This window comes from Bacillus sp. AG4(2022) (assembly GCF_031844465.1).
GTDB classification, from domain to species: Bacteria; Bacillota; Bacilli; order Bacillales; family Cytobacillaceae; genus Bacillus_AB; species Bacillus_AB infantis.
Genome location: NZ_JAUZVH010000002.1, coordinates 240145 through 251720 on the forward strand (window position 1 = coordinate 240145; position 11576 = coordinate 251720).

The window sequence follows — 11576 nt, forward strand, 5'->3', positions numbered from 1 at the left end:
ATGAATCCGGTTTTTTTAAAAGCGGCACCTGTATTGGAAAAGATCGAAACTGCCGGGTATGAGGCTTACTTTGTAGGCGGATCTGTCAGGGATTATCTGCTCGGCAAGGATATTTCCGACGTGGACATAGCCACTTCGGCCACTCCGATGGAAATCAAAGGCATTTTTCCCAGAACAGCGGATGTCGGTATAGAGCATGGTACGGTCATAGTTCTTTATGATGGGGATAGCTATGAAGTCACCACTTTCCGGTCTGAGTCGGATTATGAAGATTTCCGCAGGCCGTCTAAAGTGGACTTTATCCGTTCCCTCGATGAGGATCTTAAACGCAGGGACTTCAGAATGAACAGCATGGCGATGTCAAAGGACGGCCGCATCATTGATCCTTTCGGGGGACAGGAGGATATCCGCAGCAAAAGGATTGCCACCGTTGGAAATCCGCTGGAGCGATTTTACGAAGATGCTTTAAGGATGATGAGAGCCGTGCGTTTTGCCAGCCAGCTTTCATTCCAAATAGATGGAGAGACTTATGAGGCGCTGGTTTCTGAAGCTTATCTTCTTGAGAAGATTGCGGTTGAAAGAAAGCTGGCAGAATTTGAAAAGCTGCTTGCGGGCGAAAATAGCTTTATGGCGCTGAAAATCATGGCAGACACTGGCCTCTCACAGCATCTCCCAGGCCTGGCAGGGAAAAAGCAGGAGTTGATATCATTTGCCGGAAGGCTGGGCAGCGGGCTTTTATCCGAGGAACGATGGGCTCTGCTGTCAGCAGGTCTTGGCCATGACTTTAAGACCGCGGAATCCTTTTTGAGAAGCTGGAAAATGCCTGTCAAAAAGATTAGGCAAATTGGCAAAATCCTTTATTGGCTTCAATACCGCTCAGTACAGAACTGGACACTTGAATCGGTTTATAAGGCGGGGGCAGAGGCTGCCCGGAATGCAGAGAGAGTTCTGGCGGCCACCGGGGATGACAGTGCGGATGAGGAAGTTCCTGTCCGTTTATATGCTTCACTTCCGATACGGAGTACAAAGGAGCTGGATGTTACCGGGAATGACTTGATCCAATGGTTCAATAAGCCGGGCGGACCCTGGGTGAAGGAATTGCTGGGCCAGGTTGAAAACAGCATTATCTCCGGTCATCTGGCAAATAAAAAAGAGGAAATAAGGGGGTGGCTGAAGTGCAATCAGAGCTGAGGAAAAAATTGCTTGCCGCCTTTACGGAGAGCAATGGGGAATATTTGTCCGGCCAATATCTGGCAGACCTGATCGGCTGCTCCAGGACGGCCGTCTGGAAGCATATCGAAGAGTTGAGGCGCGATGGATTTGAGCTTGAAGCCGTAAGAAGGAAAGGCTACCGGATTGTGAAGACAACAGAGAAGGTGACTGCCGATGAAATCCGCCTTGGTCTGAAAACCAGCTTGCTCGGTACCGAAATCCATTATGAAGAAAGTGTGGATTCGACACAGAAAATCGCCCACAGGCTCGCCTATGATGACGCACCCGAGGGCACGATCGTAGTGGCGGAAGAACAGCTTAACGGCAGGGGAAGGATGGACAGGAAATGGCATTCCCCGAAATATACAGGAATATGGATGAGTGTCATCCTCCGGCCGGAAATCCCGCTCCCGCGAGCTCCGCAGCTGACTCTACTTGCAGCAGTTGCCGTCGTCCAGTCCATTGAGGAATGCACGGCCCTTTCCCCGCAGATCAAATGGCCCAATGATATTCTCATTGGAGGCAAGAAGGTCACTGGCATCCTGACAGAATTGCAGGCGGAAGCCGACCGCATTTTTTCGATCATTATCGGGATCGGCATCAATGTGAACCAGCAGCTTGAGGATTATCCGGAGGAGCTGAGGGGCACAGCCACTTCCCTGGCGATAGAAAAGGGCGGGAACCTCTCGAGGGCAGAGCTGGTCAGGGTTGTCCTGCAGAAATTGGAGAATTTGTACAAGCTTTATATGGAAAAAGGCTTCTACCCGATCCGCCTCCTTTGGGAAAGCTATGCTGTCAGCATTGGGAAGCAGATCACTGCCAGGACGATATCAGGCAGCATCAGCGGGAAAGCACTGGGCATCACCGAGGAAGGCGTGCTGAGAATAGAAGATGAGGCAGGAGAGATACACCATGTCTACTCTGCTGATATTGAACTGGACTCATGATTTTATTAGCCAATATTTTTTATTTTTGATATAATTCAACTGGGCAGTATCATAATGAACTGCACCTTTCTATCTTTTTATATTGAATAGTTTCTGCCTAGATCCAGCATATGGACCGGGACAGAGGGATGAAACGAATAATGAAGCCAAGACGCGACGGGATCCTTCTGCATTTTTTGAAGGATCCTTTTTATATCCGGCTTTTTGTTCACTTGTTTTGTCTCCTCTGAGTCTTAAGGCAGGTCTTTTCAGGCCTGTACTTGCGAATGGGAGGAAGAAGGATGAAGCAAACTACAGATTTTTCAAAGATGAAGGAAAAGAATGAAAAAATCGCGATGCTGACTGCCTATGATTATCCGGCAGCCAGGCAGGCAGAAAAAGCCGGAATCGATATGATCCTTGTCGGAGATTCGCTTGGCATGACCGTATTGGGATATGAATCGACCATCCCGGTGACGATGGAAGATATGATTCACCATGGGAAAGCGGTAAAAAGAGGGGCGGCCAATACTTTTATTGTCATTGATATGCCCTTTATGAGCTATCATCTCCCTGAACGTGATACCCTCCTGAATGCAGCCAGGCTGATTCAGGAAACAGGAGCGATGGCAGTGAAGCTTGAAGGCGGGGAAGAGGTCGCTGACAAGATAAGAAGCATAACGAAAGCAGGCATCCCTGTATGCGCCCACCTTGGCCTTACTCCCCAGTCAGTGGGGGTTCTTGGAGGGTATAAAGTCCAGGGGAAAGATGCTGAAGCAGCCAGGAAGCTGATCTGCGAGGCTAAAAGGTGTGAAGAGGCGGGTGCTTTTGCGCTTGTGCTAGAATGTGTGCCAAAACAGCTTGCTGAAGATATCTCCTCTATCCTGACGATTCCAGTCATCGGAATCGGGGCGGGAGCAGGGACTGATGGGCAGGTCCTTGTCTATCATGATCTGCTGTCGTACGGGACAGAAAGAATTGCGAAGTTCGTCAAACGGTATGCAAACATGGATGAAGAAGCGGAAAAGGGCCTGAAAGCCTATATCACTGAAGTGAAGGCAGGAATCTTCCCGGCCGGAGAGCACAGCTATACGATGAAAGAGGAAGAGCTGGCAGGACTTTATGGAGGAAAATCATGAAGATCATTACATCACCAGGAGAAATGCAGCAGCTCATGCTGGATGAAAAAAAGGCAGGCCGTACAATCGGGTTTGTGCCTACTATGGGATATCTGCATGAAGGGCATCTCTCCCTTCTGAAGCGGGCGGGAGAAGAAAATGATGTAATGGTTCTGAGCATCTTTGTGAATCCGCTTCAATTTGGCCCGGCAGAGGATCTGGATTCTTATCCGCGGGACTTTGAGCGGGATTCCCGTCTAGCAGAAGCCGAAGGGGCCGATTACCTTTTCAGCCCTGCACCTGAAGACATGTACCCTGGCGGAGTCCCTTCTGTTTCAGTCATTGTAAACCGAAAGACCGATGTATTATGCGGCAAATCCAGGCCAGGCCATTTTGCTGGTGTAGCAACGGTTGTCTCTAAATTATTTCATATCGTTTCCCCGGATAAAGCTTATTTCGGCAAAAAAGATGCACAGCAGCTGGCAGTGATAGAGAGCCTTGCACATGATCTGAATTTCCCTGTCAAGATAATAGGGGGAGAAACGGTAAGGGAGCCGGACGGCCTTGCAAAAAGCTCCCGGAATGTCAGGCTGCTTCCGGAAGAGCGGAAGGAAGCACCGGTTTTATACGAGAGCCTCTCAGAAGCAGCACGATTGATTGCGGAAGGAACAAAGGACACAGAGCAGCTTAAAGCGCTCATACGCGGCAGGATAAAAGCAGAGAGCTCGGGGAGCATTGATTATGCTGAGATTCTTTCCTGGCCGGAATTAAAAGAAACAGATAGAGCTGAAGGCACAATCATCATCGCTCTTGCCGTTAAATTCAAACATGCACGCCTGATAGATAATATAATCATTGCAGTCTAACAACTGATCGGAGGAAAAGACATGTTCCGCACCATGATGAATGGAAAGATCCACCGCGCAAAGGTGACAGAAGCTAATCTTAATTATGTGGGCAGCATTACAATTGATAAAGACCTGCTGGATGCGGCCGGAATGGCTGATAATGAGAAAGTCCAGATTGTCAATAACAATAACGGTGCAAGATTCGAAACATATATCATCCCGGGAGAGCGGGGAAGCGGCGTAGTCTGCCTGAACGGGGCGGCTGCAAGGCTTGTCCAGGTCGGCGATACAGTCATCATCATATCTTATGCCCTTGTCCCTGAGGAAAAAGTAGATTCCCATAAACCTAAGGTAGTCATTATGGGAGAAGGCAATAGCATAACCGGTCTGCTCCATGCTGAGCCGGCTTCAACCATACTTTAAGAATGATCATTCACTATAAAGAAAAAGGGCTGCATTGCAAAACGGCAATGCAGCCCTTTTTGCAGGCGGCATTTTCCTGTCCCTGGGATAGAATCCTGAATAAACCCCGTGCTGATGGGAAGAAAAATAATGATGGGGAAGGCTGTTTGCCTTTTTTATTTTCCGCTTTTGTGATACCGTTTGAATGACTGAATGTTTGAGGTGTAACCGATGAGTAATAAATATGTAGTAGTTGATTTGGAAACTACAGGAAATAGCGCCAAAAAGGGCGATAAAATCATTCAATTTGCTGCGGTAGTCATGGAAGGCGGAAAGATCATCGATCAATATTCCAGCCTGCTCAATCCCGGGAAGGAGATTCCGGCCTTCATCGAGGAGCTGACCGGGCTTAATGACAGCATGGTCTCTGATGCTCCTGTGTTTGCAGAAATAGCACCTAAAGTGATGGAGCTATTGGAGGATGCCTATTTTGTGGCGCATAATGTTCTGTTCGACCTCTCCTTTCTGCAGGAAGAGCTTCTGAATGCAGGCTTCCCGGGCTTTTATGGGCCGGTCATCGATACGGTTGAGCTGGCACGGACGGTGCTGCCCTGCTCTGACAGCTATAAATTGTCAGACCTGTCTGCAAAAGAAGGGATCGTGCATGACAGGCCGCACCAGGCGGACAGCGATGCCTATGCCACTGCAAAACTGCTGCACATCTTCCTGGAACGCCTTGAGGAATTGCCTCTGACAACGATCAAACAGCTTCTGAAGCTTTCAGGAGGGCTGAAAAGCGACCTTGATCTCATTTTGGAGGATATCCTCCTTAAAAAGCAAGGGACGGCGGAGAGACTTCCTGAAGGGATAGAAATACATAACGGAATCGCCATTAAGGCAGGCGGGGTTCTGGAAGCAGCATCAAGCCGCCTGCCGGCTCCTGTTTATCCCGCAGGAAGCCGGGAAAAAGAGGATATGCTTAAGAAGGCATTTCCGGATTATGAACTGCGCCCCGGCCAGCTTGCCATGATGGATGCTGTCTATCAATCCTTTTTAAATAACGAGCATACACTGGTCGAAGCAGGCACCGGCACAGGGAAAACCCTTGGCTATCTGCTTCCGGCAATTATTTTTGCCAGGCAGGAAGGAGCCAGGGTGCTGATCAGCACTTATACTGTCCAGCTCCAGGAGCAGCTGCTTTCAAAAGACCTGCCCCTGCTTGAAAAACTTCTGGGCTTCCCTGCCAATGCTGTGCTCTTAAAAGGCAGAAAGCATTATTTAAGCCTTGCCCGATTTGAGCAGTCATTGAATGAAGCGGATGATAATTACGATACTACACTTACAAAAATGCAAATACTGGTCTGGCTGACTGAAACAGCTACAGGCGATGTGGACGAACTGAACCTTTCCAGCGGCGGTGCTGTTTTCTGGAATAAGATACAAAACGGGGACAGCAAATTCATCAGCGAATCAGGCTGGAAATCAAGGGATTTCTATAACAGAGCAAGGAAGAGCGCAGAAAATGCAGATCTGATCATTACCAATCATGCTATGCTTTTGAACAGTCTTTCAGGCGAAAATCAGATCTTCCCTTCATATGATTATGCAGTCATAGATGAAGGGCATCAGTTCAGCAAGGCCGCCGGAAAGCATTTTGGCTTCTCAATTGATTATTTATCTCTCCGTCTCCTGCTTGGAAAAATCGGGCTCTATGATCAAAAGCAGCTCCTCTATAAGCTCGAGCGGCTGCTTGAAGGCAGGGCCGCTATGGACGGTGCTGCTCATCCTTTTGAGCTTAACAGGCTGGTTGCTGATCTTCAGTATGAGATGGATGAGTTTTTTAAGCTGGTAGGGATTTATGGAAAGAGGAAATTAAAAGCAAGGAAATATGCATCCAGCAAAATAAGCTTCAGGCTAACAGATATAACCCCGCGGGATTTCAAAGCGGTGGAGGCTTCTGCAGAACGCTTTTCTTTCTTGGTTCTGGACCTTATCTCAGCGCTGGAGGACAGGCTTCAGCTGCTTGTGCCTTTAACCGGCGAACTGGCACCGGGTGATCAGGCGCTGCTGGAGGAGATCTCAGCCTGCATCGGCGAACTGAGGGATGTACGTGAAAGCATCAGGAAAACCATATTTGCCGGGCAAACAGCCTGTGCTGTCTGGGTTGAGCTGGACGGCAGAGCAATGCAGAACGCCACGACTGTTTACTCTCAGCCGATTACTGTCGCAGGAAATCTGAGGGACGGCTTCTTCAATCAGAAGAAAAGTGCTGTTATTACATCTGCAACTCTTTCTGTCGGCCAGTCTTTTGATTATATTATGGATGAACTGGGCCTTGACCGGTTCAGCTGCCAGACAGAACTGATAGAGTCCCCATTCGACTATGCTTCACAAGTCAGGCTTGCCGTACCATCGGATTTGCCTGAAATCAATTCCGTTCCTCAGGAGGAATATGTTTCGGCGATCACAGAGCATATCATCTCTCTGGCTGAAGCGGCGAAGGGGAGGATGCTGATTCTGTTCACCTCACATGATATGCTCCGCAGGACCTATGAGCTCGTGAAGGAAAGCGGCTTTCTCGAGGAATATGTCCTAATAGCCCAGGGAATCACGTCTGGAAGCAGGACAAGGCTTACAAGGAACTTTCAGCGGTTTGACAAGAGCATTCTTTTTGGGACAAGCAGCTTTTGGGAAGGTGTGGACATTCCCGGTGAAGATCTTTCCTGCCTGGTGATGGTCAGGCTGCCGTTCTCTCCTCCGGATGAGCCTTTGGGGGAAGCAAGGAAGGAAGCGATTCAGAGCAGGGGAGGCCGGCCTTTCTCCGAGCACGCACTCCCCGAAGCGGTCCTTCGCTTCAAACAGGGTGTCGGGAGGCTGATCAGAACAAAGAATGACCGCGGAATAATTATTGTATTCGACCGGAGGATCGTCACAGCGTCATATGGCAGGGCATTCCTTGATTCCATCCCAAGCATACCAGTTAAGGTAAGCCCCCTGGATGCTATTGTTGACCTTGTGGAAGATTGGCTGCAATAAGGTAAAATATGCCGGGATAAGAGGATAAAAATTTTCGGATGACACACTCTAAAGGATAGCATTGGAGGAGTTCTGGATGAATATGCTATTCGCCTTTCTTATGTTGTTCACAAGCTGGTACTATGTCCCGGTTGAATCTCCATCCCTGCCCGCAGAAGTAAAAAGCATTGATTTAAAGCTTAAACGGAATGAGCTGGCAATCACGTTTTTTTCCCTGCAGGAAGGAGAATCTGCCTTAATTCAGCATCCGGATGGAGAGAATATTCTTATTAATACAGGCGGTGAAGGCTCTGGAGAAGAGCTGTCAAGGCTGCTTGGACTATATAATGTGGAACAAATATCGACTATTATCATGACAGAAGAAGATGTGAACTCCATGGTGAACGCCGGAAGCATCATAAGGGAATTCGGTGTTAAGCAGCTCGTTGCAGGCCAGGGGCTGGCCCGGAAAAGGATGGAAGAGCTTGAAGAGTTCGATGAGGTGAATATCCATATATGGAGCGCGGGCACAAAGCAGCAGCTTTTCCATAATTTGAAGGCAGAGGTCCTGTTCGAAAATGAAAACCCGAAAGAAGGTATGGACCTTGAGCTTACACTTATGAAGCATAAGGTGCTGCTGCTCAATTCCAGCAGCCTCGATGCAGAAAAGGCCCTTCTCAAAAAAAATCTTTCGGATGTAAATATAGTGAAAATGCCAGGCTTCGGGGAGGGCAATTCGGTCTCAGGGCAGCTGATTAAACATCTTGATCCTCAGATCGCCGTCATCTTCCAGTCAAGGAAAGTAAAGCCTGATGAAGATCTTTTTAAAATGCTGCATGAAGCATGGATCGATGTTTATTATACCGGGGTCCATGGAACGGTCACAATAAAGTTCACTGATTTGAATTATGAGGTGATCACAATTTCCCCGGGTGAGGCAGGATAGCCTGTATGTCATATAGGACGCGCAGGCACACAGGAATATACAAAAAAGCTGCGCATGATTGCGCAGCTAAAAGACGTTGTGGACTAGAAGAAAATTTTTGGTGAATCATGCATCTTTGGTTAACGGATGATAACATCACCTGTTATAATATTGGCAAAGACCTGTTATATGGATAGTATAAGCTGTCCGGGCTGTATTATCAGCTGCAATATTTGTCAAAGGTCCGGAGAGAGGAGCAGAACAATGGAAAGCAAAATAGAAGTGCTGTCGACTGTAAAAATCACCAACAGCCCCGATTTGTATAAAATCGTCGATTCATTGAATAGAACATTAAAGGAGAAAGATTTAATGTTCGGCCTGGCACTTGACCAGGAAGATCAAAATAAAGCGGTATTCACCATTTATCGTACATAAAGCAGAGTGATAATATGAAAAAATGGATCATCATCAGCATCATTGCGGCAGCCATTCTGATCGGGATAGCTGCTAAAGTGTATATTGCTTCAACAGAACCGGTCAAAGCAGCTTCAGAAAAAGCGTTTGAGAGGGCAAAAGAAGAGACTGCACTCGAGAGAATGGACAGTTTTACCCTTTATCACGGACAGGAAACCTTCTACGTCCTGCAGGGACAGGATAAAGCAGGAACAGAACTCATTGTCTGGGTTCCTGAGAAAAAAGGGAAGCCGGTTGTCAAAAATGCAAAAGACGGCATATCTAAACAAGAAGCGATTGATATAGTTAAAAGGGAAAAGCAGCCAAAAGAGATCATTTCTGCAAAGCTGGGGATGGAAAAGGGCTTTCCTCTCTGGGAAGTGTATTACCGCTCTAATGGCGGTCTGATCAATTATTATTATATTCATTTCGAAACTGGGGAAATGCTCAAGCGGATTGAAAATTTATGATGAGGATGAAATGGAGGCGCAAGCTATGAAAATAAAGCTAGCAGGCAGGGTGGAGGCGCTGACGCCTTCTTCCACGCTGGCGATAACAGCTAAAGCAAAGGAACTGAAAGCACAGGGCCGCGATGTAATTGGGCTGGGGGCAGGAGAGCCGGACTTCAACACGCCGCAGCATATCATAGATGCTGCATTGGCTTCAATGAATGAGGGGAACACGAAATATACTCCATCTGCAGGTCTTCCTGCGCTGAGAGCCGAAATAGCTGCAAAGCTTAAAAAAGACCAGGGGCTTGACTACAAAATCAATGAAACCTTTGTCGGAAGCGGAGCAAAGCATGTGCTGTACACCCTGTTCCAGGTGCTTCTTGATGAAGGAGATGAGGTCATCATCCCTACGCCGTACTGGGTCAGCTATCCTGAGCAGGTAAAGCTGGCTGGCGGGATCCCTGTTTATGCAGAAGGCTCTGAGGAAAATGGGTTTAAAATCACTCCGCAGCAGCTGAAGGATGCGGCTACAGAGAAAACCAAAGCAGTCATCATCAACTCTCCAAGCAACCCGACCGGAATGCTTTATACGGAGGAAGAGCTGAAGGCGCTTGGGGAAGTGTGCCTTGAGAAAGGCATCCTGATCGTATCGGATGAAATATACGAGAAACTTGTATACAGCAATAACCGCCATGTGTCCATAGCACAGCTGTCACCTGAATTAAAAGAGCAGACCATCATCGTGAATGGTGTTTCTAAATCGCATTCGATGACAGGCTGGAGAATCGGCTATGCAGCTGGCGGCAGCAGGATCATCAAGGCAATGACCGATCTGGCTAGCCACAGCACTTCAAATCCGGCCACTGCTTCCCAGTACGGCGCCATTGCCGCTTATGCCGGCACACAGGATCCGGTCGAGGAAATGAGGCAGGCATTTGAAGGCAGGCTGGAAGAGATTTACGGAAAGCTTGTGTCTATACCGGGATTCACCTGCATTAAGCCGCAGGGCGCATTTTATTTATTCCCGAATGCCAGGCAGGCAGCCGAAATGACGGGCTATAAAGATGTAGATGCATTCGCCGAAGCGCTTCTTGAGGAAGCCCTGGTAGCGGTCATTCCCGGTTCTGGATTCGGTGCTCCGGACAATATCCGCCTTTCCTACGCAACTTCGCTTGAATCTTTGGAAGAGGCTGTTGAACGTATACGCAGGTTTGTGGCAGAAAAGGCCCAGTGATCTAAATGGCATAACAGCAGGCGAGACGTTTTCGCGCCTCATGAATGGCCAATGCTCTTTTCCGCTTACAGCATAAAAGGGAAATAAAGAGATCCGCTTACGCGGATTTTTTTATTCATATGCACTCATGCCCTGTGCTGTTTCAGACCTAATTTCTGGCAGCGTTGCCTGTTATTCTCCTTACTGGCCCTGAATGTTCATGATATACTTTAAAGGAGGTGTCCAGGATGAAAGACAATATTATCAAGTGGCTCCAGGAAGGGAGCCTGTCCATACCAGGTGCCCTCTTGGCCCGCTATCATAAAATGAATATAACTGAACAGGAACTCGTCCTGCTTTTGCATATATCGTCCTTTATTGAAAAAGGCAGAGACTTTCCTACCCCGAATGAAATTTCGTCCCGAATGACGATTTCTGATACAGCATGCACCGATATGATCCGGAAACTGATCCAGAAAGGATTTATTGAAATTCTTGACGGCTTTTCGGATGAGGGAATACGCTTTGAAAAGTATTCGCTTGAACCCCTTTGGGAAAGGGTGGTTGACCAATTCCTCCTCGAAGACAAACAAAAGGATCTTAAATCCCATCAGCAGGAAGAGATGGATCTGTATACATGCTTTGAAAAAGAATTCGGAAGGCCGCTTTCGCCTTTTGAATGTGAAACGCTGGCAATGTGGATGGATGATGACCACCATGACCCTGTCATCATTAAAGCGGCATTGCGGGAGGCAGTTATATCCGGTAAGCTTAATTTCCGTTATATCGACCGTATTTTATTCGAATGGAAGAAAAATGGGATTAAGACAATTGAACAGGCGAAGAGCTTTGGACGCAAATTCCGTCAAAACCAGCCGCAGTCTTCAAGGCAAAAAACGGATGAACGTCCTGTTCAGCAAAAATCAATTCCTTTTTACAACTGGCTTGAGCAATAATGTTAATGGCGGGGGACTTCTCCCGCCCTTTTTGTATGATTTCCTGAATGCTCCCT

The 11576-nt window shown here is 47.8% G+C and carries 11 protein-coding genes; all 11 read left to right on the top strand.

Translation table 11 applies throughout. The features are described from left to right. The 11 genes from Q9R36_RS06715 to Q9R36_RS06765 all read left to right on the top strand — a co-directional run bounded on the left by Q9R36_RS06715 (position 1) and on the right by Q9R36_RS06765 (position 11520). Positions 1–1191, top strand: a complete 1191-nt coding sequence (locus tag Q9R36_RS06715; protein WP_311224685.1) for a CCA tRNA nucleotidyltransferase — start codon at positions 1–3, stop codon at positions 1189–1191. Beyond that, the gene (locus Q9R36_RS06720; protein WP_009791267.1) at positions 1176–2159 is read left to right on the top strand and encodes a biotin--[acetyl-CoA-carboxylase] ligase; all 984 of its coding nucleotides are present in this window, start codon (positions 1176–1178) and stop codon (positions 2157–2159) included. The genes Q9R36_RS06715 and Q9R36_RS06720 overlap by 16 nt, the downstream gene beginning before the upstream one ends. Before the next feature lie 281 nt (positions 2160–2440). Further along, entirely contained in the window at positions 2441–3277 is an 837-nt protein-coding gene (gene panB, locus Q9R36_RS06725; RefSeq protein WP_009791265.1) for a 3-methyl-2-oxobutanoate hydroxymethyltransferase, read from the top strand. Then, on the top strand, positions 3274–4122 hold the full coding sequence (gene panC, locus Q9R36_RS06730; protein WP_224952040.1) for a pantoate--beta-alanine ligase: 849 nt from the start codon (positions 3274–3276) through the stop codon (positions 4120–4122). The genes panB and panC overlap by 4 nt, the downstream gene beginning before the upstream one ends. 21 nt (positions 4123–4143) lie before the next feature. Continuing rightward, the gene (panD, locus tag Q9R36_RS06735) at positions 4144–4527 is read left to right on the top strand and encodes an aspartate 1-decarboxylase (protein ID WP_009791263.1); all 384 of its coding nucleotides are present in this window, start codon (positions 4144–4146) and stop codon (positions 4525–4527) included. A gap of 210 nt (positions 4528–4737) precedes the next feature. Further along, positions 4738–7542, top strand: a complete 2805-nt coding sequence (dinG, locus tag Q9R36_RS06740) for an ATP-dependent DNA helicase DinG (protein WP_311224686.1) — start codon at positions 4738–4740, stop codon at positions 7540–7542. Positions 7543–7618: 76 nt separating this feature from the next. Further along, complete coding sequence (locus tag Q9R36_RS06745; protein ID WP_022544127.1) at positions 7619–8467, top strand: ComEC/Rec2 family competence protein; 849 nt, start codon at positions 7619–7621, stop codon at positions 8465–8467. A 243-nt stretch (positions 8468–8710) separates the two neighbouring features. After that, positions 8711–8881, top strand: coding sequence for a YpmA family protein (locus tag Q9R36_RS06750; RefSeq protein ID WP_009791259.1), 171 nt, complete (start codon positions 8711–8713; stop codon positions 8879–8881). Positions 8882–8895: 14 nt separating this feature from the next. Beyond that, the gene (locus Q9R36_RS06755) at positions 8896–9369 is read left to right on the top strand and encodes a cell wall elongation regulator TseB-like domain-containing protein (protein ID WP_094767165.1); all 474 of its coding nucleotides are present in this window, start codon (positions 8896–8898) and stop codon (positions 9367–9369) included. 31 nt (positions 9370–9400) lie between these two features. Continuing rightward, on the top strand, positions 9401–10585 hold the full coding sequence (locus tag Q9R36_RS06760) for a pyridoxal phosphate-dependent aminotransferase (RefSeq protein ID WP_035401134.1): 1185 nt from the start codon (positions 9401–9403) through the stop codon (positions 10583–10585). 227 nt (positions 10586–10812) lie between these two features. Continuing rightward, on the top strand, positions 10813–11520 hold the full coding sequence (locus tag Q9R36_RS06765) for a DnaD domain-containing protein (RefSeq protein WP_009791256.1): 708 nt from the start codon (positions 10813–10815) through the stop codon (positions 11518–11520). Positions 11521–11576: the final 56 nt, after the last annotated feature.

Coding starts and splice junctions, on each gene's coding strand:
- Q9R36_RS06715 (WP_311224685.1), top strand. CDS start 1: ATGAATCCGGTTTTTTTAAAAGCGGCACCTGTATTGGAAAAGATCGAA.
- dinG (WP_311224686.1), top strand. CDS start 4,738: ATGAGTAATAAATATGTAGTAGTTGATTTGGAAACTACAGGAAATAGC.
- Q9R36_RS06750 (WP_009791259.1), top strand. CDS start 8,711: ATGGAAAGCAAAATAGAAGTGCTGTCGACTGTAAAAATCACCAACAGC.
- Q9R36_RS06755 (WP_094767165.1), top strand. CDS start 8,896: ATGAAAAAATGGATCATCATCAGCATCATTGCGGCAGCCATTCTGATC.
- Q9R36_RS06745 (WP_022544127.1), top strand. CDS start 7,619: ATGAATATGCTATTCGCCTTTCTTATGTTGTTCACAAGCTGGTACTAT.
- panB (WP_009791265.1), top strand. CDS start 2,441: ATGAAGCAAACTACAGATTTTTCAAAGATGAAGGAAAAGAATGAAAAA.
- panD (WP_009791263.1), top strand. CDS start 4,144: ATGTTCCGCACCATGATGAATGGAAAGATCCACCGCGCAAAGGTGACA.
- panC (WP_224952040.1), top strand. CDS start 3,274: ATGAAGATCATTACATCACCAGGAGAAATGCAGCAGCTCATGCTGGAT.
- Q9R36_RS06765 (WP_009791256.1), top strand. CDS start 10,813: ATGAAAGACAATATTATCAAGTGGCTCCAGGAAGGGAGCCTGTCCATA.